27 protein-coding genes, 1 tRNA gene and 1 pseudogene are annotated in these 24,666 nt (G+C 60.7%); 16 read left to right on the top strand and 13 right to left on the bottom strand.

Features of this window, described 5'->3' with window-relative positions:
* Positions 1-2: 2 nt before the first annotated feature.
* From QP884_RS04845 to QP884_RS04835, 3 genes are read right to left on the bottom strand one after another with little or no spacing between them, the layout of a single operon-like run.
* A complete protein-coding gene (locus QP884_RS04845; protein WP_284821025.1) occupies positions 3-1,367 on the bottom strand; it encodes a PP2C family protein-serine/threonine phosphatase in 1,365 nt (454 codons plus the stop codon).
* The gene (locus QP884_RS04840; RefSeq protein ID WP_005329668.1) at positions 1,364-1,816 is read right to left on the bottom strand and encodes an FHA domain-containing protein FhaB/FipA; all 453 of its coding nucleotides are present in this window, start codon (positions 1,814-1,816) and stop codon (positions 1,364-1,366) included. The genes QP884_RS04845 and QP884_RS04840 overlap by 4 nt, the downstream gene beginning before the upstream one ends.
* A gap of 25 nt (positions 1,817-1,841) precedes the next feature.
* Positions 1,842-2,675: a DUF3662 and FHA domain-containing protein gene (locus tag QP884_RS04835; protein WP_150851627.1), complete on the bottom strand. Its 834-nt coding sequence runs from the start codon at positions 2,673-2,675 to the stop codon at positions 1,842-1,844.
* A 209-nt stretch (positions 2,676-2,884) separates the two neighbouring features.
* Here QP884_RS04835 and QP884_RS04830 point away from each other — a divergent pair.
* Positions 2,885-2,972 (top strand) — tRNA-Leu (locus QP884_RS04830).
* 74 nt (positions 2,973-3,046) lie between these two features.
* Here the strand turns inward: QP884_RS04830 and QP884_RS04825 are convergent.
* On the bottom strand, positions 3,047-3,208 hold the full coding sequence (locus tag QP884_RS04825; RefSeq protein ID WP_284821023.1) for a hypothetical protein: 162 nt from the start codon (positions 3,206-3,208) through the stop codon (positions 3,047-3,049).
* Between the two features lie 135 nt (positions 3,209-3,343).
* Here QP884_RS04825 and QP884_RS04820 point away from each other — a divergent pair, with 135 nt between their 5' ends.
* Positions 3,344-3,721: an exonuclease domain-containing protein gene (locus QP884_RS04820; protein ID WP_284821022.1), complete on the top strand. Its 378-nt coding sequence runs from the start codon at positions 3,344-3,346 to the stop codon at positions 3,719-3,721.
* Here QP884_RS04820 and QP884_RS04815 read toward each other — a convergent pair.
* Complete coding sequence (locus tag QP884_RS04815; protein ID WP_284821020.1) at positions 3,629-5,110, bottom strand: multicopper oxidase family protein; 1,482 nt, start codon at positions 5,108-5,110, stop codon at positions 3,629-3,631. The two genes, QP884_RS04820 and QP884_RS04815, sit on opposite strands and share 93 nt — an antisense overlap.
* Positions 5,111-5,181: 71 nt before the next feature.
* A complete protein-coding gene (locus tag QP884_RS04810; RefSeq protein WP_284821019.1) occupies positions 5,182-5,757 on the bottom strand; it encodes a CueP family metal-binding protein in 576 nt (191 codons plus the stop codon).
* Positions 5,758-6,161: 404 nt separating this feature from the next.
* Between QP884_RS04810 and QP884_RS04805 the strand changes: the two genes are divergently transcribed.
* From QP884_RS04805 to QP884_RS04785, 5 genes and pseudogenes are all read left to right on the top strand, one after another.
* Entirely contained in the window at positions 6,162-6,884 is a 723-nt protein-coding gene (locus QP884_RS04805) for a response regulator transcription factor (RefSeq protein ID WP_284821141.1), read from the top strand.
* Complete coding sequence (locus QP884_RS04800; protein ID WP_284821017.1) at positions 6,881-8,008, top strand: sensor histidine kinase; 1,128 nt, start codon at positions 6,881-6,883, stop codon at positions 8,006-8,008. The genes QP884_RS04805 and QP884_RS04800 overlap by 4 nt, the downstream gene beginning before the upstream one ends.
* Before the next feature lie 143 nt (positions 8,009-8,151).
* Positions 8,152-8,478 (top strand): heavy-metal-associated domain-containing protein, encoded by a 327-nt coding sequence (locus QP884_RS04795; protein ID WP_284821015.1) that lies wholly within the window; start codon positions 8,152-8,154, stop codon positions 8,476-8,478.
* Between the two features lie 51 nt (positions 8,479-8,529).
* Positions 8,530-10,764, top strand: coding sequence for a copper-translocating P-type ATPase (locus tag QP884_RS04790; RefSeq protein WP_284821013.1), 2,235 nt, complete (start codon positions 8,530-8,532; stop codon positions 10,762-10,764).
* A gap of 93 nt (positions 10,765-10,857) precedes the next feature.
* Positions 10,858-11,538, top strand: a pseudogene (locus QP884_RS04785) (IS6 family transposase).
* 80 nt (positions 11,539-11,618) lie between these two features.
* Here the strand turns inward: QP884_RS04785 and QP884_RS04780 are convergent.
* From QP884_RS04780 to QP884_RS04765, 4 genes are all read right to left on the bottom strand, one after another.
* A complete protein-coding gene (locus tag QP884_RS04780) occupies positions 11,619-12,197 on the bottom strand; it encodes an LURP-one-related/scramblase family protein (RefSeq protein WP_284821011.1) in 579 nt (192 codons plus the stop codon).
* A gap of 28 nt (positions 12,198-12,225) precedes the next feature.
* Positions 12,226-13,422: an HNH endonuclease signature motif containing protein gene (locus QP884_RS04775; protein WP_284821009.1), complete on the bottom strand. Its 1,197-nt coding sequence runs from the start codon at positions 13,420-13,422 to the stop codon at positions 12,226-12,228.
* A gap of 94 nt (positions 13,423-13,516) precedes the next feature.
* A complete protein-coding gene (locus QP884_RS04770; RefSeq protein ID WP_284821007.1) occupies positions 13,517-14,317 on the bottom strand; it encodes a PrsW family intramembrane metalloprotease in 801 nt (266 codons plus the stop codon).
* A complete protein-coding gene (locus tag QP884_RS04765; protein ID WP_284821006.1) occupies positions 14,314-14,748 on the bottom strand; it encodes a hypothetical protein in 435 nt (144 codons plus the stop codon). The genes QP884_RS04770 and QP884_RS04765 overlap by 4 nt, the downstream gene beginning before the upstream one ends.
* Before the next feature lie 118 nt (positions 14,749-14,866).
* On the opposite strand from QP884_RS04765, the gene QP884_RS04760 reads away from it, so the two are divergent.
* Genes QP884_RS04760 through QP884_RS04750 form a run of 3 tightly spaced genes read left to right on the top strand, consistent with a single transcriptional unit; the run spans position 14,867 to position 16,351 of the window.
* A complete protein-coding gene (locus QP884_RS04760) occupies positions 14,867-15,229 on the top strand; it encodes a heme transporter (protein WP_284821004.1) in 363 nt (120 codons plus the stop codon).
* The gene (locus tag QP884_RS04755; protein WP_284821002.1) at positions 15,229-16,068 is read left to right on the top strand and encodes a hypothetical protein; all 840 of its coding nucleotides are present in this window, start codon (positions 15,229-15,231) and stop codon (positions 16,066-16,068) included. The genes QP884_RS04760 and QP884_RS04755 overlap by 1 nt, the downstream gene beginning before the upstream one ends.
* On the top strand, positions 16,046-16,351 hold the full coding sequence (locus tag QP884_RS04750; RefSeq protein ID WP_284821000.1) for a CHY zinc finger protein: 306 nt from the start codon (positions 16,046-16,048) through the stop codon (positions 16,349-16,351). Before QP884_RS04755 ends, QP884_RS04750 begins: the two co-directional genes overlap by 23 nt.
* A 30-nt stretch (positions 16,352-16,381) precedes the next feature.
* Here the strand turns inward: QP884_RS04750 and QP884_RS04745 are convergent, their stop codons facing one another.
* Entirely contained in the window at positions 16,382-16,948 is a 567-nt protein-coding gene (locus QP884_RS04745) for a hypothetical protein (RefSeq protein WP_239454646.1), read from the bottom strand.
* 22 nt (positions 16,949-16,970) lie between these two features.
* Positions 16,971-18,281, bottom strand: coding sequence for a M20/M25/M40 family metallo-hydrolase (locus QP884_RS04740; RefSeq protein ID WP_250411414.1), 1,311 nt, complete (start codon positions 18,279-18,281; stop codon positions 16,971-16,973).
* 78 nt (positions 18,282-18,359) lie between these two features.
* Here QP884_RS04740 and bioB point away from each other — a divergent pair, with 78 nt between their 5' ends.
* From bioB to QP884_RS04725, 3 genes are read left to right on the top strand one after another with little or no spacing between them, the layout of a single operon-like run.
* On the top strand, positions 18,360-19,340 hold the full coding sequence (bioB, locus tag QP884_RS04735) for a biotin synthase BioB (RefSeq protein ID WP_284820996.1): 981 nt from the start codon (positions 18,360-18,362) through the stop codon (positions 19,338-19,340).
* Positions 19,340-19,612, top strand: coding sequence for a hypothetical protein (locus tag QP884_RS04730; RefSeq protein ID WP_150850254.1), 273 nt, complete (start codon positions 19,340-19,342; stop codon positions 19,610-19,612). The genes bioB and QP884_RS04730 overlap by 1 nt, the downstream gene beginning before the upstream one ends.
* Positions 19,613-19,622: 10 nt before the next feature.
* Positions 19,623-20,546, top strand: a complete 924-nt coding sequence (locus QP884_RS04725; RefSeq protein ID WP_284820995.1) for a Sir2 family NAD-dependent protein deacetylase — start codon at positions 19,623-19,625, stop codon at positions 20,544-20,546.
* On the opposite strand, the gene QP884_RS04720 is transcribed toward QP884_RS04725, so the two are convergent.
* The gene (locus QP884_RS04720) at positions 20,547-21,536 is read right to left on the bottom strand and encodes a lipase family alpha/beta hydrolase (RefSeq protein WP_284820992.1); all 990 of its coding nucleotides are present in this window, start codon (positions 21,534-21,536) and stop codon (positions 20,547-20,549) included.
* A 358-nt stretch (positions 21,537-21,894) separates the two neighbouring features.
* On the opposite strand from QP884_RS04720, the gene QP884_RS04715 reads away from it, so the two are divergent.
* The 3 genes from QP884_RS04715 to QP884_RS04705 all read left to right on the top strand — a co-directional run bounded on the left by QP884_RS04715 (position 21,895) and on the right by QP884_RS04705 (position 24,176).
* The gene (locus QP884_RS04715) at positions 21,895-22,143 is read left to right on the top strand and encodes an ArsR/SmtB family transcription factor (RefSeq protein WP_284820990.1); all 249 of its coding nucleotides are present in this window, start codon (positions 21,895-21,897) and stop codon (positions 22,141-22,143) included.
* On the top strand, positions 22,136-23,284 hold the full coding sequence (locus QP884_RS04710; protein WP_284820988.1) for an MFS transporter: 1,149 nt from the start codon (positions 22,136-22,138) through the stop codon (positions 23,282-23,284). The genes QP884_RS04715 and QP884_RS04710 overlap by 8 nt, the downstream gene beginning before the upstream one ends.
* A 250-nt stretch (positions 23,285-23,534) precedes the next feature.
* The gene (locus QP884_RS04705) at positions 23,535-24,176 is read left to right on the top strand and encodes a DUF305 domain-containing protein (protein ID WP_284820986.1); all 642 of its coding nucleotides are present in this window, start codon (positions 23,535-23,537) and stop codon (positions 24,174-24,176) included.
* Positions 24,177-24,666 lie beyond the last annotated feature (490 nt).

Here is a 24,666-nt window from a genome sequence, read left to right as displayed (position 1 = left end):
ACCTACACCTCCCGGCAGGTAACGCCAGGCTTGTTTTTCTTGGCATCCTTTTTATCTTTTTGGCTCGGTGCAGTGATACATGGCTTGAGCGCCTTATCGCCCAAATCATTGATCTGTTGCTGCACTTCACCGAGATCACCAGTGGAGAGATGGTCGACGGCACTGCGCTCAGATTCCGGCAGGTCCGTGACCTTCAGCGGTGCGAAGTCGCCCTCGCAGGGCTGGCCGGAAAAGAGCAGCGAGTTGCTGTCATTGATGCACACGTTTTGGTGCGTGGAGTGTAGTTCCTTGCCAAAGACGGAGTAGTCAGCACCCTGTTGGATGGTGATTTCCTGCGCCTCGTTGGTGGCCACGTAGTAATTATTGGACAAGAAGTTCTTCACCCACAGGCCGGCACCAATGACCAGTGCGAGCACGATGAGCAAGGCAATGAGGACCTTCCAGCCGATCTTTCGGCCGGAAGTTTCGTCCTCCGTGTCGTCGTCGGCATGCTCGGGGCGCTCGTTCTCGCCCTCGGCCATGACGGCCGGTGGAATTACTTGCGGCTTGCGGGAGAGCTGTGCCGCCCGCGACGCAGAAGAATCCGGGTGGGTGGGCTCTTCCGTCGGGCCGGCGAGCGCGCCCACGCGGAACGGCTCATGTTCCTTGGGCTTTTCTTCAGTTACTTCACCGATTACGACGGTGACATTATCCGGGCCGCCCGAACGGATAGCCAGGTCCACTAGGGTGGATCCGGCCTGCTCGATGCTGCCTTGACCCAGCGCGGTTTCAATGGTGGACGCGGTCACGGGGTCCGAAAGGCCATCGGAACACAGCAAGATGCGGTCGCCCGGCTTGGCGTCGAGAGTAAACAGCGTTGCTTCAACCGGACGGCCCGTATAGGCCTTTAGGATGAGGGACTTTTGCGGGTGTGACGAGACGTCGCCCGGGTCCAGCTCGCCCTTGTCCACCAAGGATTGCACGTAGGTGTCGTCCTTGGTGATCTGCTTGAGCTTGCCGTCGCGCAGCAGGTAGCCGCGGGAATCGCCCACGTGGCAGACGCCGAAATCCGTGCCGTTAAAGAGCATGGTGGACAGCGTGGTGCCCATGCCTTCGGTTTCTGGATGCGCCTTGACGTGGTCACTGATGGCCTCATTGGCCTGCTCGGCGGCCGCTTCTAGCAGGGCCTTGGTGTCTTCCTGACCCGGATCTTGGTCCAAGATTTCTAGGTGGTTGACCATCAGCTCGGAGGCAACCTCGCCTGCCGCGTGGCCACCCATGCCATCGGCCAAGATCAAAAGGTGAGGACCGGCGTAGCCTGAGTCCTCGTTGTTGTCGCGAATGAGGCCGCGATCGGACTTAGCAAAGAAGTTCAGCTTCAGTGTCATGCGTTCAACCTCACGGTGGTGCGGCCCAGCTTAATTTCGGAGTCCGCGCCGACTACTTCGGGTTGGTCGATGCGCACGCCATTGACAAAGGTGCCATTGCGAGATTCCAAATCCTCCACAACCCATTCGCTGCCGCGGCGGAATAGCCGGGCATGGTGGCCAGAAGAATAATCGTCGCCCGTGACAAAATCGCAGTCAGAGGCGCGGCCCAACGTGCAGTCCTCCAACGTGCCTAATTCCATATGGGAGCCCTGCAGGGGACCCTCCACGATGGACAGCTGCTTAATCGCTTCCCGACGCCGCGGTGCGCCAACCTTCTTCGACTGCTGGCGGATAGCACCGGCAGACTTATTAGTATCGCGGCGCATGGCGTTCAAGGCCACCAGGATAAAAATCCAGAGCAGAGCCAACAAGCCGATGCGAAGCGCCAGCATGATGACTGCATCCATGGCGACCTCCCTTCCTTAACTGAACTTAGTAGCTGTGCGAATCAAGGCCCGTGATGCGGACCTCGATGTGGGAATGGCCCATGGTGATCACATCGCCATCGGCAAGCAGCCAATTATCAATCGGCGTTTCATTCACCGTGGTGCCGTTGGTGGACTGCAGATCCACCAGAACCGCATCCTGGCCGTTCCAGGTAATCTCCGCGTGCTGGCGGGATACGCCCGTATCCGGAAGGCGCAGGTCGGCGTCGTTGCTGCGGCCGATAATATTGGAGCCTTCCTGGACGTGGTACACGCGGGACGAGCCGTCCTGCAGCATCAGGTTGACTGCTGGGCCCTGCGGCTGCGGGGCGGGTTGACTATCTGGAGCAATGAAAGCGGTAGTTACTGCATCATCGGCAGTATTGTCGTGCTGCTCGGTCATCTGGTCCTCCTGACCATCAAAGTCGTGGAAAATAGCCTCAAAACCGGTCTCTTCCGTGGGCTCGTGATCAATAAACGAGGACACGCGAAGCTGACCCGTACGCAAACCAGATTCCTCCGCCACCCGCACGATCACGGGGCCCGCAAGGGACCATCCGCTATTGCGAATAAAGCGCGTCAACTGGTCTGCACAATCGGCCGGCAGGTTGCGATCCTGGGACAAGTTCTCCAAATCCTTGGAGGAGACACCTACAGTCATCACGTTTGGACTATAAAGATTGTCATCGTCGCCGCGCGCAAGATTGTCCTGAGCCTCTTGCTTCAAAAGCTCATCAATTTCCGCGGGAACGACCTTGCCGCCGAAGACAAGTGCCATGCCGTTATCAAGGCCGCGTTGCATGGCGGAGTCCAGCTTCGCCAGCTTTTCCAAAAACGCCACGAGCCATTCTCCTTTCCACCATGCAGCGATCAGTAGCGATCAGTAGCGATCAGTATAGTTTGTTCACCCCCTCGAAACGTAGATGGCGACGCGAAAGTTCCCAGAATTTTCGCCGCTGCCTCCCCGGAATAGTCTAGTTTTCCTGCAGATTTGTGGTTCGGTGCGATCTTCGTGGTATCTTTATCAAGTCGCTAAGACAACCACACCCTGCCCGGGTGGCGGAATTGGCAGACGCGCTGGCTTCAGGTGCCAGTGTTCGATAAGAACGTGCGGGTTCAAGTCCCGCCCCGGGCACCATCGAAATCCGGAGATGGAAACCACAGTAGTTTCCACTCCGGTTCTTTTTATTTCCCTAGTCGCTGTTCTTCTGCTTAGTGCGCAGCATATCCATGCTCATCAATCATGTACTGGGTAGCAGTATTTAATTCCTGCTGGGAAATATCCCGCAAACTCGGCCCCCGCCGCTGACCCTCCCCAGTGGTCGTAGTAGCGGGGGTTGGGGTGGAGTTCGGATAGTCCTGCGAAGTGCTCATAGCACTAAGGCAACCACACCCACGCCCGCTACGAAAGGCCAACCACACTAACCTTGTGGACAACCCGCACAGGGCTAGTGTGGTTATCCACAGAAATCCACGTTGGTTGCAGTGTTCGATAGCGTTTAGGCGGGCATGTCGGTATGGGCCTCTTGGCTTGAGGCCATAGGCTTCTTAGAAAACCTCCTCAACCGCTACGCCCCGCGCACACCGGGCAAGCCGGTCTTTGCGGTCATTGATACCGAAACCACCGGCTTTAACAAGCGCTACGACCGCATCATTGAACTTGCTGCCGTGCGTGCCGACGCATACTTCAATCCCGTCGACTCCTGGCACACATTGCTCACCCCTGACACCAACGCCGTGTTCACTACTCGGGGGACACCCCGCCCACCTCGGCACTCAACCCTGCTGTGGGGGTTACTCGTAGCGAAGCGAGCTGAACATCCCGGTTTCCATGTGATAGGCGTTATGGCAGTGAAATGCCCACTCACCGGGGTTGTCAGCGATTAGGTCGGCGATCATGGTTTCACCGTGGCGGAGAAGGACGGTGTCCTTGCGTAGCCCGTCGCTGCCGGGCAGCGCCCACGTGTGGCCGTGGATGTGCATGGGATGGGGCATCATGGTCCTGTTGCGCATGACCATCCGCAGGCGCTGGCCCTCCTGCACGGTCGCGGAGGAGGATTGGCCGTCGGTGAGAATGCTCCATTCATACGGCATCATCTGCCCGCCCAGGTCGATGCTGACTTCTCGGTCTGGTGTGTCCTCGGGCAGGAGTGCACGGTCTGCTGGCTTCAGGGAGGACAGAAGCAGTCCGGTGGACGACAACTCGGGGAAGTCGACATCGGGGCGGGGGGCCTGGCCGCCGGCGGTGCGGATGACGGCGAAGGCGCGGTCGTCCTTACCCACCGCCAAAGCCGTGAGCGGGAAGATGCCGTCGTCGAGGATGACCTCGACGTCGACACGCTCGCCCATCGACAGGTAGATCGATTCGGTCTCTCTGGGCTGGACAGGGAAGCCGTCGGTGTGGGTGACGGTCATGCGGTGACCACCGAGGGCCACCTTGAAGATGGTGTCACCGCCGGAGTTGATAAACCGCAGGCGGGCCTTGTCGCCCGGGCGAGCCTCGAAGGTCCGGTGAGCACGGGGGATACGTCCGTTGATGAGGTAGTGCGGATACATCACATCGCCGGCATCCCCGCCCAGTACCCGGTCCGGGGTGCCGTGCATCATATGGCCGTGGCCTCCCATCCCCTTTTTCCCGTTATGGTCGCCCGAACCCATTCCGGTGAGCTTGTCGAGCTCATCGTCGGGAGTGCCCTGAATGCCATCGACCCAGTCGTCGAGCACGATGGTCCACTCGACGTCCTGGTCCTCAGCGTCTTGGGGGTCACGGATGATCAGTGGGGCGTGGAGGCCGCGATCAAGCTGCAGGCCGGAGTGGGAATGGTAGAAGTAGGTGCCACCGTGGGGGACTTCAAAAACATAGGAGAAAGACTCGCCAGGTTTAATGGGGTCCTGGGTCATGCCGGGAACACCGTCGGCTGCGTTGTGGAGTGCGATGCCATGCCAGTGGATGGAGGTGCTTTCAGGCAGTTCATTGGTGATATCGACCTGGAGGACGTCGCCGGCGGTGGCCTCAATGGCCGCATCCCCGGTGTCAGAGACGTATCCCCACGTCTTGGCTTCGATGCCGCCGATATCCAGAGAGAGGGGCCGGGCGGTTAGTGTCCGGCGTACCGTCGGTTCACCGAGCGCAGTGGGGGTGGGAGTGGGGCGAAGAGAGGAACCTGGTGCCGAGGCAACAGGTCCAGGGTCGCTGGTGCAGGCGGCCACGGCCCCAGTGCCGGCGAGAACGAGCCCGCCGAGCAGAAACTGTCGTCGGGAAAACGCGTTCATCATGATTTAACCTTCCTTGGTGCTAGATTTCAGTGACACGGGAGACAGGCGCAGGTGAGGACCCTGCTGAGCCATCACGTCAGGCGCAGGTCTGTGACACAGGTGGCACCGTCGTCGGCGGTGGAAAACTCCGCGGTGCCGGTACGCCCCTGGTAGCTGACCTCAATCAGGCCGGTGGCATCATCGGGAAGCCAGAAGCCAATAAACCCGTTGTCGAAGGTGGTTGTCGCCTCGTCCACCAGCACCTCACCGGTCGCCTCATCGGTGATCGTGACCTGGATATCCTCATTGTCGAGTTCCCCCTGGCAGGTCGTGAGGCTGTGGTAGAAGCAGTCGTGGGTGGAGGTGAGATAGGGTGCGATCGAGACATACGTCTGATTGTCGGGAAGATCGAGCACAACTTCCTGGTCATCGCTCGAGAGCAGCAGTTCATCGGCACGTACTGAGGCGGTCAGATCCGTGGGACGCTCAGTGACCTTCTGCCGGTCGAGGTGATTAATGATCTCCACCGCGTCCATGTCGGCCAGGCCATGGGCAGTCAGGAATGTGTCCTGGGACACCGTCCCATCGGCGGTGGGTTCCGAGTCGGCGGCCGAACACCCCGTGAGGGCGAGGGCAAGGGCGGCGGCTGCGATCGCTGCTCGTTTCACGTCAATCTCCTTGGATCGTGGTAAGGCCATAAGAAGACACCGCCTCAAGGTCGATGCCATACCTTTATCTAGCACGGGTGCCTGACGGACTAGAATTCAAAACCCTGCTCGCAGCCTTATAACAGGGCGAAGAAGGGAGTGAATTCGGTGGGCTGGGTCACCACCGGAACACCACCCCACAGCCGTGGGCGATGTCCTTCTACCCGCCCTGGGTATGCGGTGCAGGCAGTGAAATCCCTGGTGGCGCCTGCTGAACCGACCAGGGGAGGCGATGCCGCCGGCCCGGGGTGGGGCACAGGGGTGACAGCGGTCGAAGGGTGATGTTTGAAGATTTGATGAAGATTTTCCCGCCGGGTACTGAGCGAGGGTGGTATTCCCCCCTAGCCGGAGCGATACTGGGGTCTATGGCTGACCGCACACCGACCACCGCCACGCCCCCGGGGCGGGTGCTGGTCGTCGATGATGAACAACCCCTGGCTCAGATGGTGGCTTCCTACCTCATCCGGGCCGGCTTCGATACCCTCCAGGCGCACACCGGTACCCAGGCCGTGGACGAGGCCCGTCGCTTTTCCCCCGATGTTGTGGTGCTGGATCTGGGGCTGCCCGAACTCGACGGCCTAGAGGTGTGCCGACGGATCCGCACCTTCTCGGACTGCTACATCCTCATGCTCACCGCACGGGGCAGCGAGGACGACAAGATCAGCGGTTTGACCCTGGGGGCGGATGACTACATCACCAAACCTTTTAGCATCCGGGAACTGGTGACCCGGGTGCATGCGGTGCTGCGCCGCCCGCGCACCAGCACCACCCCACCGCAGGTGACCACCCCCTTGATCGTTGGTGACCTCATTCTTGACCCCGTCGCCCATGAGGTGCGGGTGGGGAAGACGACCGTGGAGCTCACTCGTACGGAGTCCGAGCTGCTGGTTGCCCTGGCCCTGCGCCCCGGCCAGGTGCTGACCCGCCACGACCTGGTCACCGAGGTCTGGGACACCACCTGGGTCGGTGATGAACGCATCGTCGATGTCCACATCGGCAACTTGCGTCGCAAGCTTGGCACCGACACCCAGGGTCGGGGGTTTATCGACACCGTGCGTGGCGTGGGCTACCGGGTGGGGCAGCCATGAATCACGGACCCGGCCTGACCTTCCGCTTCCTGGCCGCCCAGGTGTTGGTCGTGGTGATTAGCCTGCTGGTGGCCGCGGCCGTGGCCACGATGGTGGGCCCGACCCTGTTCCATGATCATATGTTGATGACCGGCCGGGAGGACCCCTCGCTGGAGCTGTTCCATGCTGAGCAGGCCTACCGGGGCGCTAACCTGATCACCCTGGTCGTCGCCCTGCCCACCGCCTTGATCAGTGCCCTGTTGGCCAGCCTGTGGTTATCGCGTCGTTTGCGCACCCCCCTGCAGGATCTCACCCGCGCCGCTACCAGCCTGACGGCCGGCAACTCCCGTATCCGCGTGCCTGCCGGAGAAGCAGGCCCCGAGGTCACCACCCTGGCGCATGCCTTCAACACCATGGCCGACCGGCTGGAACACACCGAACAGGTCCGTCGCCAGATGCTCTCTGATCTGGCCCACGAAATGGGCACCCCCTTATCGGTGCTCACGGTCTACCTCGATGGTCTCCAGGACGGGGTCGTGGACTGGAATAATGCCACCCACACGATCATGGCTGACCAACTCACCCGCCTGACCCGGTTGATGGAAGACATCGACGATGTCTCCCGGGCCCAGGGACGCCGGATCGATTTGGACCTGGCGGAGGAAGGGCTCGGGGATCTGCTCCATACCGCCGCTGCTGCCGCGGGGGAAGCTTATGCTGACAAAGGCGTCGATTTACAGGTCGAGACCATTACGGACACCGCCCGGGTGCTCGTGGACCGGCAACGCTTCGGCCAGGTGATGAGCAATCTCCTGTCGAACGCGCTACGGCACACCCCGGCCGGCGGGCAGGTCCGGATCAGCGTCCACCGACAGGGGGCGTCCACCGCGCTCATCCACGTCGCCGATGACGGCGAGGGCATCCCACCTGACCAGCTCGGACACATCTTCGAACGCTTCTACCGGGGGGATGCCGCCCGCAGCCGGAACAACGGCGGGGCCGGTATCGGTCTGACCATCTCCAAGGCATTGATCGAGGCCCATGGCGGCACTCTCACCGCCACCTCCCCCGGACCTGGTCGCGGAGCGGTGTTTGCCCTCCGTCTCCCGCTGTCCCCTCCCGACAATGAGGAGGCTGCTCGGTGACCACACCCTGCCCCGCGTGAGGGCCGTGCCCTTCACCCCTTGAAAATATACCCCGGGGGGGTATACGCTAGGGAACATACCCCAGGGGGGTATGCGCTAGAGGGCGGCATCGCCGCACCCCACCGAACCGAAGGAGCTTTCCTATGATCACCTCTCCGCCCCGCCTCTTGCCGATGGCCTCCCACGGCTGCAGCTGTTGCGGACCTGCCTCACGTGCCGACACCGCCTCCACCCCTGCTACCAGCGACTCGTCAGCAGGAGGGTCCTCCCCTAGCTACCAGGTCACCGGCCTGACCTGCGGGCACTGCGCGAAAAGCGTGACCCAGGCCCTTCAGGCCCTCCCCCAGGTCGACGACGTCCAGATTGATCTCGCTGCTGGTGGAGTTTCCACCGTCACGGTCACCGGCGCCGTACCTCCGGAGATGGTTCGCCGGGCCATCGAGGAGGTCGGCTACACCGTCTTATCCTGATCAGTTTTACCCATCATCTCGACCCCGACCGGGTTGAGCGAAAGGAACGTCATGAGCACTCCCCACCATTCGGGTGATCACCATGGTGATCACCCCGCTCCGGAAACAGACCACACCCACCACCCGGATCATGCCAGCCACGAACACCACGCACATGCCGACACCCACGGCCAGGCGATGCCCCACGATCACCCGCACTCCGCCCTGGACGAAGACCACCACGTTCATGGTCACGGCGAACACGCCGGACACAGCACCGCAATGTTTCGGGACCGCTTCTGGTGGTCGCTGATTCTGTCCATTCCCGTCGTTATTTTCAGCCCCATGGTCGCCCAGCTGCTCGGCTACCAACTCCCGGCATTCCCCGGATCTACCTGGATCCCCCCGGTGCTGGGCACGATCATCTTCGTCTACGGCGGAACGCCTTTCCTCAAGGGCGGATGGAGAGAACTGAAATCCCGCCAACCCGGGATGATGCTCCTGATCGCCATGGCCATCACCGTGGCGTTTGTCGCCTCCTGGGTCACCACTCTGGGGCTGGGCGGTTTTGAGCTGGACTTCTGGTGGGAGCTGGCCCTGCTAGTGACCATCATGCTGCTGGGGCACTGGTTGGAGATGTCCGCTCTCGGGGCCGCGTCTTCCGCGCTTGACGCGCTGGCTGCCCTGCTGCCGGATGAGGCCGAGAAAGTCATCGACGGGACCACCCGCACCGTGGCCATCTCCGACCTGGTCGTCGACGACGTCGTGCTGGTGAGGGCCGGTGCCCGGGTGCCGGCCGACGGAACCATCCTCGACGGAGCCGCCGAATTCGATGAGGCGATGATCACCGGCGAATCCCGTCCCGTCTTCCGCGACACCGGTGACAAGGTGGTCGCCGGTACCGTGGCCACCGACAACACCGTCCGCATCCGGGTGGAGGCTACCGGCGGGGACACCGCCTTGGCCGGGATCCAACGCATGGTTGCCGACGCCCAGGAGTCCTCCTCCCGGGCCCAGGCCCTGGCGGATCGGGCGGCGGCGTTGTTGTTCTGGTTCGCGCTGATCTCCGCTCTGATCACCGCGGTGGTGTGGACCATTATCGGCAGTCCGGACGATGCCGTCGTGCGCACGGTCACGGTGCTGGTCATCGCCTGCCCGCATGCCCTGGGCCTGGCGATTCCGCTGGTCATTGCGATCTCCAGCGAGCGGGCCGCGAAATCCGGGGTGCTCATCAAGGACCGGATGGCGCTCGAGCGGATGCGCACCATCGACGTGGTGCTCTTCGACAAAACCGGCACCCTGACCGAGGGTGCGCACGCGGTCACCGGTGTCGCGGCAGCTGTCGGCGTCACCGAGGGAGAGCTGCTGGCCCTGGCCGCCGCTGCGGAGGCCGACAGTGAGCACCCCGTGGCCCGCGCCATCGTGGCGGCCGCGGCCGCCCATCCCGAGGCCTCCCGTCGGCAAATCCGTGCAACTGGTTTCAGCGCCGCCTCCGGCCGGGGGGTCCGGGCCACTGTCGATGGCGCTGAGATCCTCGTGGGCGGGCCGAACATGCTGCGCGAGTTCAACCTCACGACCCCGGCCAAGCTCACCGACACCACCAGCGCCTGGACCGGGCGTGGGGCCGGTGTGCTCCATATTGTCCGCGACGGTCAGATCATCGGTGCGGTGGCCGTCGAGGACAAGATCCGCCCCGAATCCCGCGCCGCCGTGAAAGCCCTGCAGGACCGCGGGGTGAAGGTCGCGATGATCACCGGCGACGCCCAGCAGGTGGCCCAGGCGGTTGGTCAGGACCTAGGCATTGATGAGGTCTTCGCCGAGGTCCTGCCCCAGGACAAAGACACCAAGGTCACGCAGCTACAGGACCGGGGTTTGAGCGTGGCCATGGTCGGTGACGGTGTCAATGACGCCCCCGCTCTGACCCGCGCGGACGTCGGTATCGCCATCGGTGCCGGCACGGATGTGGCCATGGAATCTGCCGGGGTGGTCCTAGCCAGTGATGACCCGCGGGCAGTGCTGTCGATGATTGAGCTGTCCCAGGCCAGCTACCGCAAGATGATCCAGAACCTGATCTGGGCCTCTGGCTACAACATCCTCGCTGTGCCGCTGGCCGCCGGAGTGCTCGCCTCGATCGGGTTCGTGCTGTCCCCGGCCGTGGGCGCGATCTTGATGTCTGCCTCGACCATCGTGGTGGCCCTGAACGCCCAGCTGTTGCGCCGCATTGATCTGGATCCGGCTCACCTGGCTCCGACCGAGTCGAAAGAGGAACACGCCACGCCTACTCCGGCATCCACCGCCGTCCACTGATCCACCACTTCTCTCCACTGCCCCCATATGACCCTGAAAGGTGCTGTTGCAAAGTTGGGGCAGTAGGAAGAGTGACGTGAAATAGTCACAGCCATGGGTATCTTCTCTGGTCGTCATTTCCCCCGTGACATCATTCTGTGGGCAGTGCGGTGGCACTGCCGCTACGGGGTAAGCTACCGCGATCTGGAGGAAATGATGACTTCAGCGGGGCGTGCCAGTCGATCACACCACGATCTACCGCTGGGTCCAGAAATACGCCCGTGAGCTGGACAAGCAAACACGGTGGTCCCGACAGGTACCTGACTGGCAGGCTAGTTCCTGGCGGGTGGATGAGGCCTCTATCGGGCGGTCACCGCCGGTGGCCAGACCCTAGACTTTTACCTCTCTCCGAAGCGGAACGTGGCCGCAGCGAAGTGTTTTCTGGCTAAGGCCGTCAAATCCAATGCATCAGCCGGGTATTCCAAAGTGATCAACGGTGATAAAGCACCCTCCCTAGCTAGGGCAATCGCCGAGTTGAAGTCAGAGGGAATCTGCCCGCCAACAGTGGAACACCGGCGGGTGAAATACCTCAACAACACCCTGGAAGGCGACCATGGTCGGCTGAAGCGGATCCTCGGGCCGAAAGGCGCGTTTAAGAACCGGACATCTGCATATCGGATGTTGAAAGAGATGGAGGCGATGCACTCATTGCGGAAAGGGCAAGGCGCGATGTTTGTCTACGGGCAACCGAACCCGGACGCGGTGATCGTCAACCGGGTCTTCGAGACGGCCTAACAACGCCCACACGCAGCGGCCATCAGGGAATGAGAAACCGAGTCTTCGCTGCTCTCCGCCCAACTTTGCAACAGCACTTTCTAGTCGCTGTTCTTTTGCTTAGTGCGCAGCATATCCATGCTCATTACAGCGCCGATGATGGCAGCGTGCTGTTGCTCGTTGAGCCCCGCGGTGATGGCCAGGCAGTACGTATTTTTGCCCATGAAGTAGTTGCCCACGCCGGTCCACTCGTTGGTGACGTTGGCAAGCCGGCGGCCCCGCGAGGTGATGGAAAGGTTCCAATCCCAGAAGTCGCCGTGAATTTCGACGTCGGCAAAGCCCTCCATGGTCAAGTCCAACTTTGTCTTGAGCATGGAGAAACGCTTGGTAATGACGGCCATGGGCTTTTCGATTCCCGGCAAGTGCACCTCATAGGTATCCCGCAGAAAATTCGGCGGGTCCGAAATCGTCATGACCGTCTGTAGCGGGTTGCCTTCAGCATCCGTGAGTGCGACCTCCAAGCTGCGAGAGGATTTAAACACCATGTCTTTGAGGCTGGTGGACTGAAGGATGGTGCCCACAGGAGTGCCGTCTAGATCGGTGATCATGAACTGATCGTTGAGGAAGGACTTGGTCTGAGAAATTACGAGCTCGTCAAGTGTGAATAAATTTTGCGTCATACCAGCCACTGTAGGGAAGCTGGTGGTTTTATTCCTCCTCCCTAGGGGTGGTTTTCTGCTGGCGCATGAGTTCTTGCGCCTCTTCATATGCTCGGGCGCGGTGGGCAGTCATGGTTTGGGCGAAGGTCTGCACCCAATTCTTGTTCTTGGGCGCCAGCGGGCCGGATGGTTCGGTGGTGGTCCACGTGCCATCCTCGAAAAGCCAGATGATGTCGCGCGTATGTGGGTCCATGACGTAGAAAGCACGACCATCGGTCTTCACATTGTGGTGGTGCTGGCATAAGCAGGCGAGGTTTGCCGGCGTGGTCGGCCCGCCGTCCGCGTGGTTGATGCGGTGATCCTTCTGGCAGGCGGATGCCGGGCGGTTGCATCCGGGGTAGCGGCAGGTGCCGTCGAAACCTTCCAGGTACGCGGTCATGGCGGCGGGAGTGACATAGCCCTTGACCTCATAGTCAGGGTCCATCTCCCGGATTTTAGTGTAGGGCAGCGCATTGGAGCGCGCCGGGTCGAGCCAGCCTACGGACTCAATAAATGCCGGGGAATTGGGCACGTCGGTGGCCTTGTAGGCGTTGAGGATGATCTCGGGGGCTTGGGTGCGGCCGGTGAGGAGTGCAATGGCGGCGTCGGCAAGCGAGCAATCTAGCTCCAGCGCGGTCTGCCGGACGCACTTATCGACGCTCGCGATAACCGCCGGGTCCGCACTCAAAGTCACCGCCGAGGTGTTATCGCCCCAATTTTCCATGGTGTAGCGCGGCTGTGTAGGGCCCTGGGTGACAGCTAGCGTGTCATCCGCGAGGTTGATGAGCTCGTTGAGTTTGCGCTTGATCTGCGCCTGTGTGCGCATGGTCTGGTTGGGCCGGGTAGGGGTGAGGTAGGCGGTGAGCTGCTCATCGATGCGCGCCACCACCTCCGGCGTCGGATTGCCCAAGCGGTTGAGGGACTTATTGATGGCAATAATGCGGTCGAGATCTAAGTGATAGAGGCGGTGCTGCAGCGCCTGGAGCTCAGGCAGTTCCTCCAAGCGGTGCAGCGCCATGAGGATATGGCCAATCCGGCCTTCGTTGACGCCTGTGGTGCGGTATAGGGATTGGGTAACTAATTCGAAATCAGAATCGAGCTCCGGGACTTGGCTCACCCAGAACTCGTATTCCGCCTTTCGCATCTCAAAGGCTAAGCGTGTGGTGGGGTCGGTGGTGTTGGTCGTGGAAAAGTAGGGTTCTTCCATGGCGCATCGTACCTAAATTATCGTGTGAACTTGTGTACGATTCACACCTTATAACACCCGCCGGACACGAACCTTTTTGAGACGTTTAGGCAGCTCAGAAGCTATATTCCGAATCTTTAGCGGGTAGGGACTTTTCGCTGCTTTGTGCCGCGTGTTTCTTGTCCTGCTTGCGCATGAATCGCAGGCCCCAGATAATAAGCGTCCAGGTGATGAGGGCGATAACAAGGATGGTCGCCGGCCACTCACCCGCAATCATGGTCGCGCCATTGAACAAGGTATGTAGGGCAATAGCGGCCAGCCAGAATCCGGCGACCTGCCAATACCCGTGGCGCGCGCCCGCATAGAGCTTGCCGACGCCCCACGCCGCAACCCCCGTATACAGAGCATGGGTAAAGGCGCCAGTGAAGAATCGTCCGATACCGGTAATGATGACGCCCCAGAGGTCGCCGTCCAAGTTATCGATGGCCGCGTGGAGGATGAACGGCACATTTTCCATGGCATCGAAGCCAAGGCCTACCGCCATGCCGATCGCGGCGGCTTGGTAGGGATGCCGCACGTTCTTATAGGCTGCAACGATAATGACAACGCCGAGGAGCTTGATGGTTTCCTCTGGAAGTGGCGAGTAAAAGGCCGAGTCCAGGAAGGTAAGCCCCAGCTTGTTCGAAATCCCCACCATTTGGTTGTTGAGGCTCACCACCACCGGCTGGGCGAGCGCACCCCATAGGATGCCTTGCCACATCGGCCGCGGCCTAAACCACAAGAATCCCAAGCCGAGTGTAAGGCCCACGCAGATGAGCGCACCGATGAGCCCAACCTCGGTAAACCGACGATCAGCGAAAAAGAAGCCGGAGACTACAAGGCCAAAAGCGATAGATAGCCAGTACAGGTTCTTCATGCCTTTTCTACCTCCTCGGCAAGTTCTTCAGCCCGCGGTCCGCGCAAGGAGAGGAACGTGGTGGGGCCATCGCCCTCGATGCTGATGGCTACGAGGTCGCCATCGCTAAGCGTGCGCTTATCCCCGTCGCGGTCGATGTCTCCTTCCGGCATGGCCGTACCTTCACCCATTGCTCGGAGGTAGCGTCGGGTGGCTTGGTCTTTGTCTTGTACGCCGGCTTCCTTAGCGCGGATTTGGGTGCCGTCACAGTCCCAGCGTGGTTCACGGCTGGTGGAGCCATCTTCTTCCGTGCAGGATAATCCGGGGATGCGGGCCTGTCCGGCCTGCACTTCAGAAGTGGGGTTGTCATAGATGTCTGGCAGGAGCGCATTGGTGCCGTAGATGGCGCCGAATACTACGCCCGCCGCGAGGATGAGTGGTGTGCTTTTCATGCTCTTAACGCTAGGTACGCACTGCTCAGCGCGGTATCCTCCGCGGGGAGGATTAGGCCGGTCGCAGGGAGGATTTCTTCCCCATAAGTTTCCTTAAGCCCTGTGATAGGTTGGGTGCGTGTTTGAGGAGCTAGAAGAAGCGGAAACGAAAGACGAGCCCAGCCGCGTCTGGTGGCAGTGGTGGGCGCCCATAGCCATGGCCGCGGTCTTCGTTGGCCTGCCGCCGGCTGTCTACCACCTTGTCCCCGGCCTCGCCTTGCTCATCCTCATGGCCGTGCTGACCGTGGTCATTGCTCTTGCCGACGGCGCCACTTTCCGCGCCTCCTGGACCATTTTCTGCGTGGCGGGGCTGGCGTATTTTGCAGCCATGTCCCTCTACTTCAACGAGGGCACCTGGATATACCTCCCAGTATTCGTGTTCCTAGCGTGGGCCGCGAGCAGGCTGGGTGCCGTGGTGGGCTCTAAGGCAGGGAAGAGCTAATGGAGACGTGGTGCCTAGAGCACCCCGAAGTGGGCACCATCGAGGTGCAGCGTGGGTACGATGCCGAGTTCGCGGAGATGGGCGAGTGGCCAAAGAAGGGCAAGGACTTTACCCCGGTCCCAGGCGATGCCTCGCTGGTGGAGCGCGTCCAACTCTGGCGGAAGAACCCCAGCCCGCGCCTGCAAATTGTGGTGAACGGTCAGGTACGCAGCCGCCACGATCGGCCCCGCGCGGGCCGCTATTCGCTCAAGAAGAAGATTGAAAAAGACCTCACCCTTCTTGAGAACTCCGCCCCGCGCAGCAAACCTTATCTGGACATTCAGGCATCACCCTTTGGCGAGCTCCTGGACGTGTACTACCGCAATGGGGAGGAGGCAGTCGCCCTCGAGCCCCCGGCCGGCTCCGTGGGGGAAAAGCGCCGCCACGCCATGGAGGAAAGCTCCTTCAAGCGGGTGCTGTATCCGCTTTTGGGTGGCCTGGGAAAGTCCGGCTGGGCCATTGGCGTGATCGTGCTTGGCCCGATCATCAGCCGCATCTTGTCCCGATTGCTGCCGGATTGGGAGCTGCCGGAGATTAACCTGCCGGATATCGCGCTCCCGGTGCCGGAGTTTCCGCAGATAGAGCTGCCGGTGCCGAATATCGACTTCAACATCGACATCGATCTGCCCGACTGGCTCGTATTCCTCATGGATTACAGCAAGGTGTGGGTGCCGATCATCATCGCCATCGTGGTGGGCATTCAGGCCGTGCACAATGCCAAGAAGTCTGAGGAAAAGAAGCACCAGTGGCAGCAGAATGGCGCGTATGCTGACGGCCATGAAGATTCACGGCGCGATTGATGCGCAAGGCCGGTGCAAGCATTGGCATTCCCCGCTGGACGTGGTGGCCAATAAGTGCGCCACCTGCGGGAAGTATTTTGCCTGCGCGCTGTGCCATGCCGAGCTCACTGAGCATGAGTTTGGGCCCATGCTTGTCGACGCCCCCTCGGTACTCTGCGGCGCCTGCCGCACCGAAATGAATTATCACGCCTATTCCGCCGCGCCTGCGTGTCCCGACTGCGGGCATAAATTTAATCCCGGCTGCAGTGCGCATGCCGGGATCTATTTTCAGCTAGACCGCTAAGCGGTCCGACCAAGTCAGTGTCTTAGTGTCTTAGAAGGAAGACAGCTGCTGTAGCTGCTGGATTTGCGGAATCTGTGGCAGCTGGAACTGGGATACAGCGTTCTGGGCAATCTTGGCCGCGTCCGGGATGCGGAAGGTCTGGCCTAGGAAGGGGACGTCAACAGTCGGCTGGCCAGGGATGGTGCCCAGCTCGATGACCTTGGCGTTCTTGGCTGGCGCCGGGGCAGGGGCCGGTGCCGGGGCCGGCTTTGGCGCAGGAGCATTGCCGCGCTGTCCGCCGGTGTTGACTGGCTTGCCCTGACCGGTGGTGCCGTTTAGGCCGCAGCGGGCAATGGCCTCATCCATGCGGCCGATGGCGCCGCGGACCTCGTTGCCACGTGGGTGCACGGTGGCAACGGCGAGGGCCTGGGACTTCTTCTGGTTGTAGTCAGCGGAGTTGGTCCAGTATTGCTGTGCCTGGGAGCAGGAAATCTGGCCGGCAGGCATCTTGTCGAGGAGGTTATCAACGGCGTCGGCATGGGCAGCGGCAGGGGCGGCGAGGGTTACGGTCAGGGCGGTGGCTGCAGAAAGCAGCGCGGACTTACGTGCAAAGCTCATGCCAGACATCTTGCCACACTTGTTACGCCTGTGACAGGCCTAGGAAGCGATTGACCAGACTGCGGTAGGCGCGGACGGTGAGCTCGAGGTCCTCCAAGTAGAGGTGCTCGTCATGGCTGTGCAGCTGCGAATTGGCACTAGCCATATCGCGGCCCTCGGCGTGCATGGCAAAGCCATAGGCATTGCCACCCTTGCGGCGAGCGAAGCGCAGGTCCGAGCCGCCGGTGGCGTGAACTGGGACAACGTCCTTGTCGGGGAAGAATTCCTTGGAGGTGGCCTCAATGGCGCGCCATAGCTCGGTATCGGTGGAGGATTGCGTGGCATCTTCGGTGATGAGGTGCTCGATTTCTACCTCATCGGCCATGTCCCCGAGCGCGCTGCGCAGGAAGTCATCCAGATCCTCCTGGGTTTGGCCAGGGAAGGGGCGCACATCCATTTCCAGGTAAGCGTGCGAAGGCAGCACGTTGATTGCGCCGCCCGCGCGCAGGACGGTCTCGGCGATGGTGGTATGGCTAAAGGCATGGGCATAGGCGTCGAGGTTGCCGAACTTGGAGTAGTCACCGGTGCCGTCGATAAGCTCTTGCTCGGTCTGGGGATCAAATTTGAAGGTGCGCACGAAGCCTTCCCAGATCTCATTGGAGGCCGTGGGCGGCTCGGCGGCGGCGATGCGGCGGGCCACCTCGCCGATCTTCACGATGGCAAAGTCCTTGCCATAAGGAGTAGAGCCATGGCCGGCATCGCCATGCACGTGCAGACGGCGCTGGCCGGCGCCCTTTTCGCCCACGTTAAAGCCCACCGCGCCGGGCAGGTGGCTGCCGCCGGTCTCCGACAGGCAGTTCTTCCACGAGAAGGCGTCGGGGTGGTTCTCGGACATAAAGCGCACGCCGAGGCCGCCGCGGGCCTCCTCATCGGCCATGCCGACAAAGGCAAGGGTGCCGCCCGTGTTACCGGCGCGGGCGACCTCGCGCGTGACGGCGGCCATGGTGGCGGTAATAAAGAGCATGTCTACGGAACCGCGGCCGTAGAGCTTGCCATCCTCGATAAGGGCCTCGAAAGGCGGCTTGGTCCACTTCGGCTCGTCTACGGGGACGACGTCCGTGTGGCCCATGAGGGTGAGCGGTTCTTTGTCCGGATCGCCGGGGACGGTCACGACGATGGAGACGCGGCCCGGGTGGGACTCGAAGCGCTCAATCTGCACGTCTTCGCCCGCGAAGAATTTCTCCAGGCTATCCGCATTGCGCACCTCGTGGCCGGAATCCGGGGTGAGGTCATTAACGCAGGCATTGCGGATAAGCTCTTGGAGGAGGGAGAGGGTGTCATCATAAAGCGTCATGCCCCCGAGGGTAGTTCCGTGCAGATTTATATGTGGTTTTAACCAAAGTTGAACGCCGTTCAAGTAGGGTTTACCACCATGAGCATCGTTGACATCGCCCGTGAGAAAGCCCTAGAGCAAGGCAAAGGCCTCAACCAGGAAGAGCTGCTGCAGGTATTGCAGGTTCCGGATTCCCAGCTGGAAGAAATTGCCGATATCGCCCACCAGACCCGCCTGAAGTGGTGTGGTCCGGACGTATCGGTGGAAGGCATTATCTCCATTAAGACCGGTGGCTGCCCAGAGGATTGCCACTTCTGTTCCCAGTCCGGCCTTTTTGAGTCCCCGGTGCGCGCCGTGCGCTTGAACATCCCTGAGCTGGTGGAGGCAGCGCAGAAGACCGCTAAGTCCGGCGCTACCGAGTTCTGCATCGTCGCCGCGGTGAAGTCCCCGGACGATCGCTTGCTGGACCAGGTGGGCGAGGCGATTGCCGCGATTAATGACGCCGTCGACATCGAGATTTCTTGCTCGCTGGGCACCCTGACCCGCGAGCAGGCGCAGCGCCTGAAGGATATGGGCGCGCAGCGCTATAACCACAACCTGGAGACCTCCCGCTCCTTCTTCCCTAATGTGGTCACCACCCACACCTGGGAGGAGCGCAAGCAGACCCTCAACTACGTGCGCGAGGTAGGCATGGAGGTCTGCTGCGGCGGCATCGTCGGCATGGGCGAGTCCCTGGAGCAGCGCGCCGAGTTCGCCGCGCAGCTGGCAGAGATTGATCCGTGCGAGGTACCGATGAACTTCCTCGACCCGCGCCCGGGCACCCCCTTCGCGGATCGCCCGCTGGTTCCCTTGGGAGAGGGCCTGCGCGCCGTGGCGGCGTTCCGCCTGGCCATGCCGTCTACCACCTTGCGCTTTGCTGGTGGCCGCGAGCTTTCGCTTGGCGACGACGGCACTGAGCGCGGCCTGCTCGGCGGCATCAACGCCATTATCGCCGGCAACTACCTGACCACCCTGGGCCAGCAGATTGAAAAGGATGTGGACATGTTGAACCGCATCGACCTGCCGATTAAGGCCCTATAGTGCCTGGTTTATCCGAGCCAACATCCGAATTGGCCGCTGCCGTGTTGGCTGGGGACGAGCCGATTTTTCATCCGAATACCGGCAAGCCGATCGAGGAGGTCTTCACGCTGCACCCCGCGGCCGCAGCCGGCCTCGACGTGCCGCGCTACTGCCAGATCTGTGGCCGCCGCATGGTGGCCCAGGTGCGCCCCGATGGCTGGCATACTAAGTGCTCGCGCCACGGGGAGCTGGATTCGGAGTGGCTTTATGTAGAGCACCTGCCCGAAAGCTAGCATCGGGGGCATGGATCCCGCCGTCTCCCTTGCCCACCGGTCTGCGCTGCGTTCGATCGCCCGAGTGGTCGAAGAATCGGCGCCGCATACGGAGCCGGGGAAGGCTTTGGGGGACGTCGTCAAGCAGCTGCGCGAGGGCCCAGTGATGGTGCTGACCGGGGCTGGGGTATCTACGGACTCGGGCGTGCCGGATTATCGGGGACCGCGCGGCTCGCTCAGTAGGCACCGGCCGATGACCTATCAGGAATTTCGCCACGACCCGGCCGCGAGCCATAGGTATTGGGCCCGCAGCTTTGTGGGGTGGCGGGTCATGGATTCCGCGGTGCCGAATCGCACGCACTATGCGCTCGTCGAGCTGGAGCGTGCCGGGCTGGTCAATGGCGTGGTCACGCAAAACGTAGATGGCCTGCATAAACAGGCAGGAACCATGAATCTGGTGGCGCTGCATGGCGATATGGAAACCGTCGTGTGCTTAATGTGCGGGCAGCGGGAGGCGCGGCCGCACTTCGATGCGCGCCTAGCCGCAGCGAACCCGGGGTACTTGGAGCGCCTCGTCGTGGAGGCGGACCAAGTGAACCCGGACGGTGACGTGACGCTCGCTGAAGCAGACGTGGCAGCCTTCCGCATGGCAGGGTGCGAGCGCTGTGGTTCTGCCTTGTTGAAGCCGGACGTCGTCTACTTTGGCGAGCCCGTGCCGGCCGAGCGCCGCGATGCTGCTTTTGCACTGCTGGGCCAGGCGCGTTCGCTCGTGGTGGCCGGCTCTTCGCTGGCGGTTATGAGCGGGTACCGCTTTGTGCTGGAGGCAAAGAAGCAGGGCAAGCGCGTGGCCGTTATCAATGGCGGGCCCGGCCGGGGTGATCAGAAAGTGGATACGCTGTGGCGCACCCAGGTGGGACCCGCCTTTGACGCGGTGCTGGATGAGCTGGGGCTATAACTAGCGCGGGATGCTCTCCACCAGTTCCAAAATGGTGCGCACGATGGCCCGGACGCGCTTATCCATTGGCATATCCTCGTGCATGACCATCGCGAGGCGGTCGAAGTCTTGGACATAAATATTGCGGACCGTGCCCTCTGCGACGCCGCGGGGGTCGAGAAAGCAGGTCTCGGGCGGGACAACGACGGCGTCGGACCGCGTGGCAATGCAGGTATAGCTCACGCCGGATTCCAGATCGCCGTCCCGGTTGGTTTCGCGCAGCGCTTCACTGCCGACGACCTGGTCCATGCCCGCCGGCCCAAACCAGCCATCAATGATGGAGCGCAGCACCGCTTCCTGGCGCGGGGTGCGGATGAGGCGGCTGGCGATACCGCCATAGGTGGTGCCGTGATTCGGCGCGCTAATGCACATCAGGTGCAGGACATTTTCGGCCCCGCCCTCCATGCGCATCCAATAGCGGGCAAGTAGCCCGCCCTGGGAATGGCCTATGAGGATGACCTTGTCTGCGCCGGTGGCTGCGCGGACGGTATCGATATAAGCGCCAAGCTGGCGTGCGGATTCCGCGAGCGGCTGGGTAGCGCGGTGCCCATAATCAGGGGCGAAGACGGCCCAGCCGTCTTGGCGCAGTTCATTGCCGAGGATTTGCCATACGCCTTTGGTATCGCAGGTGCCGTGGATGAGGATGACCGGCCAGGGTCGCTCCGCGGTAGGGCGCGCGCTCCAGTCATCTTCGAAGACGCCGCGCGGCTTGATGCGTGCGCCAAGGGGCAGGGTGGCGGCGGCATCAGCATCGAGCGCGGTATCGCCTGGGCTGGTCTTGCCCTTCTGGGCTTTGATGAGGTCCGCGATTTCGGCCGCGACCTCCTCGCGCAGTGCCGTGGCCTCGGCAGGGGAGGCGACGCCGCGACGCGGGGAATCGGTCAATTCCTTGTCGTTGGCACGCCAGAATTTGCGGAGTTGCTCGGAAATAGTGGATTTCAACTCAGCCATGGTTCCGGATTGTACTCGTTATTGCAGGTTAACTGCGCTTTTGCCAGGGGTGAAGAAATTTATGGGCAAACCCTTGACCATCCTACGAAAGGTTTATAAACTTAGGCTTGCCTAATCACGGGCGGTGCTTGCAGGAGGGTGCGCTCCACTCCCTCCTTGAGTGCCGAGAGATTAGTCATGGGGAGAAGGCCCACCGATGCGCTGTCGGTGGGCCTTCGTTTATGCAAGAAATCTTGCACGAATGTCTCGAATGACTTAGTCTGGCTAATCGTTCAAGAATTCTTGCACGATTGGAGTTGGAATGAGTCCACGAAAATATGAGCATCCGGCCACCGAGGATTTAGAATTCGTCCGTGTATTGGCTGCAGTAAGTGATCCCATCCGGTTGGAAATGGTCAAACGCTTAGCAGACGGCAAGGAGCACGATAGCTTGACGCTTGCTGACGACCTGCCTCGGTCGACCCTGACTTACCACACTCGGCAGCTGCGTGAAGCCGGTGTGACGTGGACAAGAAGCCAGGGGCGCAGTTGTGTCATCTCTTTGCGCCGAGACGATCTAGACGAGTGCTTTCCAGGTTTGCTTGACATGGTGATTTCTAATGCTTAAACAGCTATGGCCGTTAGTTTTGGGCAGCGTAGCACTCGGGTTGGATGCGTATGTTATTGCTGGGCTGCTGCCTCAGATTGCCGAAGACTTGGGTGCAAGTGGCAGCGTGATTGGCTTAGGTGTTACCGCTTTTACCGGTGCGTACGCGGTATGCGGCCCACTATTATCAGGTAGGGTGGGCAAGAATCCGCGAAATGGACTGCTGGGCGCTATTGCTGTGTTTTCTCTGGCCAATGTTGTGACCGCTGTATCCCCTACGGTGGGTGTTTTTATAGTTTCGCGGCTGATTGCAGGTGCGGCAGCGGGAATCTATTCGCCATTGTCCGCAGCGGTAGCGGGTATGTCGGTCACAGCGGAGCGTCGCGGACGTGCGCTGTCATTGGTGCTAGCCGGTTTGGCGGTGGGAACTGTTGTGGGTGTACCAGCGGGACTGGGAGTGGCCAAGGAGCTAGGCTGGCGGGCTGCCATTGCATTGGTATCAGTGGTTGGCATGGCGGCGTTGGCAGGTATAGCGATACGTAAAACGAGTGCTGTACCAGCTGTGCCTTCTTCCTCGCTAGGGCAGCGACTCCGAATCATTGGTCGGGTGGATAATTTTCTAACGGTCTTGGTTACTTTCTTCGTGGGAGTCGGTTCGCTGGGACTGTATACCTATATTTCCGTGGTGCTCGAACGAGTGCAGGTAGGCACCATTCCTGGCATGTGGATTTGGGGAATTGGCGGTGCAGTTGGTGCATTTGGAATCGGGCGGGTGCTCGATAAGGTAGATAGTTCTCGCAAGCTAACGACCATAATCATCGGTTTGCTTGCTGTTGATTTTGCAATGTTGTTGCTATTTCCCTCGAGCCGTATGGTGGCAATGGTGTGTCTTTTTGCATGGGGGCTTTTTGGCTGGTCTTCCATGGCGCCGCAACAGCATTCGATGCTCAGTGCAAATCCTGATGAAGGTGCGACTGCCGTTGCTGCTAATGCGTCCGCGAATTATTTGGGTTCGGCTGTTGGCTCCGCAGTAGGTGGCCTATTGTTGCCCTCCTCCACGGGAATCTTATTGGGGGCGCTATTCGTAGTCTTAGTAGGAATCGTCTGCAGTATCGGGGCGAGAGCCTTGTCTTTCCCTAAGCCTAGGGGTAATGAGAATTAAGAATCTCACGGATAAAAGACAGGATGCCTGTGTCAGCAAAGACGCGTACATTTCTCGTGGGTCAGGTCCAAAGTGGGCGAGCTCGATAAGTTCACGCAAGTCAACAGGCTGCTGGTCGTTTATAACCTGCGCGAAGGTGGAATACACCGTAAGCGCAACGGACAGGTGATCAACGCCCTAAGGTACCCTAGGGGGGTATCCTTAATTTGACCGACGCGTTAGATACTTCAGTCCTAGGAAGGCTCCATTCATGACAAGCACACCTTTACGGCACCGCATCTCCGGCTTGATTGCTATTGCACTCTTAGGGGTCAGTGTCGCCTCATGCTCCGGACAGGACTCAGACGCCACAGATGCCCCGCAAACCGATAAGGATGGTGTCGCGGTGACAGCCGGGGACGATCAGCCCGCTGAAGTCAATGGAGTGGATTTACATTTTCTTGCGATGATGACGCCACATCACCAACAAGCCGTGGACATGAGCGAGATCATCCTAGCTGCCCAGGGCACCAGCGCAGCCACAGCGGATTTGGCTGACCGTATTAAAGTCGGGCAAGAGGAAGAGATCGACACCATGGTCGATTGGGCTGAACAATGGGACCAACATGACTTGATGGAGCATCATGCCCAGCACATTGCCAATGGCATGATCACTCCAGAACAGATGGATCAGCTAAAAACGCTTGAAGGCGAGGAAGCAGACACCCTGTTCCTTCAGCTGATGCATTCCCATCATGCAGGTGCCGTTGCCATGACCCAAGACCAAATCGATAACGGTGGCTACCAGCCTCTCGTGGATCTAGCTCAGCAAATGATTGACGTCCAGACCGCTGAGATGCGCGAGATGGAACAGCTTTTGGAGGACAAAGGCGAAAGCCTTCTGACTGAATAAGCCGCTTTCTACACCCGCATTACCACAGGGCATAGCTCAAACTGGCAGTTTAGGAGTTTCCGACCAAGCTCTACAAGAACAAGACGCGCGTGACTTCGCTGTGAGTATGCTCAATACCTCTTTCGGGTCTCCGCTTCAAGCAGCAATTGCTGCTTGAAGCGGATCGGAACACGGGTGGTCTGCGTATGTTAACGGTGGCCGCGAAGAATCACAGCTATAAGATCAGCGCGAAACAGGGGGCAGATCCGGTTATTCAAGCAGAAGTAGAGACAGGTGAGTAGCCGACTATCCAGGGCGGGATGAAAGAGTTTGGAGCTTTGAAGCAGACTATTTATCGCGCGTTAAAGACGGTGCGTATTCCCTGTACGTCGCAGTCGAAAGTCTAAATTAAATACGCCCCATCGCAGGTAGTATGAACTGGCCCCCGAAAGTTGGACTGGTTTAATTCTAGGCGGTTAGGGCTTCAAGGGTCTGATTTCGATATTGCATC

Origin of the sequence: Corynebacterium tuberculostearicum (assembly GCF_030229345.1) — a bacterium.
In the GTDB taxonomy this organism is placed as follows: Bacteria; Actinomycetota; Actinomycetes; order Mycobacteriales; family Mycobacteriaceae; genus Corynebacterium; species Corynebacterium tuberculostearicum_G.
The sequence above is the reverse complement of the archived record's forward strand: the minus strand, read 5'-3'. Positions and strand labels throughout refer to the sequence as shown.

Excerpts from the sequence above, each read along its gene's own strand:
- QP884_RS04845 (WP_284821025.1), bottom strand. The coding sequence starts at position 1,367 with ATGACACTGAAGCTGAACTTCTTTGCTAAGTCCGATCGCGGCCTCATT.
- QP884_RS04840 (WP_005329668.1), bottom strand. The coding sequence starts at position 1,816 with ATGGATGCAGTCATCATGCTGGCGCTTCGCATCGGCTTGTTGGCTCTG.
- QP884_RS04825 (WP_284821023.1), bottom strand. The coding sequence starts at position 3,208 with ATGAGCACTTCGCAGGACTATCCGAACTCCACCCCAACCCCCGCTACT.
- QP884_RS04820 (WP_284821022.1), top strand. The coding sequence starts at position 3,344 with ATGTCGGTATGGGCCTCTTGGCTTGAGGCCATAGGCTTCTTAGAAAAC.
- QP884_RS04815 (WP_284821020.1), bottom strand. The coding sequence starts at position 5,110 with ATGATGAACGCGTTTTCCCGACGACAGTTTCTGCTCGGCGGGCTCGTT.
- QP884_RS04805 (WP_284821141.1), top strand. The coding sequence starts at position 6,162 with ATGGCTGACCGCACACCGACCACCGCCACGCCCCCGGGGCGGGTGCTG.
- QP884_RS04800 (WP_284821017.1), top strand. The coding sequence starts at position 6,881 with ATGAATCACGGACCCGGCCTGACCTTCCGCTTCCTGGCCGCCCAGGTG.
- QP884_RS04795 (WP_284821015.1), top strand. The coding sequence starts at position 8,152 with ATGATCACCTCTCCGCCCCGCCTCTTGCCGATGGCCTCCCACGGCTGC.
- QP884_RS04790 (WP_284821013.1), top strand. The coding sequence starts at position 8,530 with ATGAGCACTCCCCACCATTCGGGTGATCACCATGGTGATCACCCCGCT.
- QP884_RS04780 (WP_284821011.1), bottom strand. The coding sequence starts at position 12,197 with ATGACGCAAAATTTATTCACACTTGACGAGCTCGTAATTTCTCAGACC.
- QP884_RS04775 (WP_284821009.1), bottom strand. The coding sequence starts at position 13,422 with ATGGAAGAACCCTACTTTTCCACGACCAACACCACCGACCCCACCACA.
- QP884_RS04770 (WP_284821007.1), bottom strand. The coding sequence starts at position 14,317 with ATGAAGAACCTGTACTGGCTATCTATCGCTTTTGGCCTTGTAGTCTCC.
- QP884_RS04765 (WP_284821006.1), bottom strand. The coding sequence starts at position 14,748 with ATGAAAAGCACACCACTCATCCTCGCGGCGGGCGTAGTATTCGGCGCC.
- QP884_RS04755 (WP_284821002.1), top strand. The coding sequence starts at position 15,229 with ATGGAGACGTGGTGCCTAGAGCACCCCGAAGTGGGCACCATCGAGGTG.
- QP884_RS04750 (WP_284821000.1), top strand. The coding sequence starts at position 16,046 with ATGAAGATTCACGGCGCGATTGATGCGCAAGGCCGGTGCAAGCATTGG.
- QP884_RS04745 (WP_239454646.1), bottom strand. The coding sequence starts at position 16,948 with ATGAGCTTTGCACGTAAGTCCGCGCTGCTTTCTGCAGCCACCGCCCTG.
- QP884_RS04740 (WP_250411414.1), bottom strand. The coding sequence starts at position 18,281 with ATGACGCTTTATGATGACACCCTCTCCCTCCTCCAAGAGCTTATCCGC.
- bioB (WP_284820996.1), top strand. The coding sequence starts at position 18,360 with ATGAGCATCGTTGACATCGCCCGTGAGAAAGCCCTAGAGCAAGGCAAA.
- QP884_RS04725 (WP_284820995.1), top strand. The coding sequence starts at position 19,623 with ATGGATCCCGCCGTCTCCCTTGCCCACCGGTCTGCGCTGCGTTCGATC.
- QP884_RS04720 (WP_284820992.1), bottom strand. The coding sequence starts at position 21,536 with ATGGCTGAGTTGAAATCCACTATTTCCGAGCAACTCCGCAAATTCTGG.
- QP884_RS04710 (WP_284820988.1), top strand. The coding sequence starts at position 22,136 with ATGCTTAAACAGCTATGGCCGTTAGTTTTGGGCAGCGTAGCACTCGGG.
- QP884_RS04705 (WP_284820986.1), top strand. The coding sequence starts at position 23,535 with ATGACAAGCACACCTTTACGGCACCGCATCTCCGGCTTGATTGCTATT.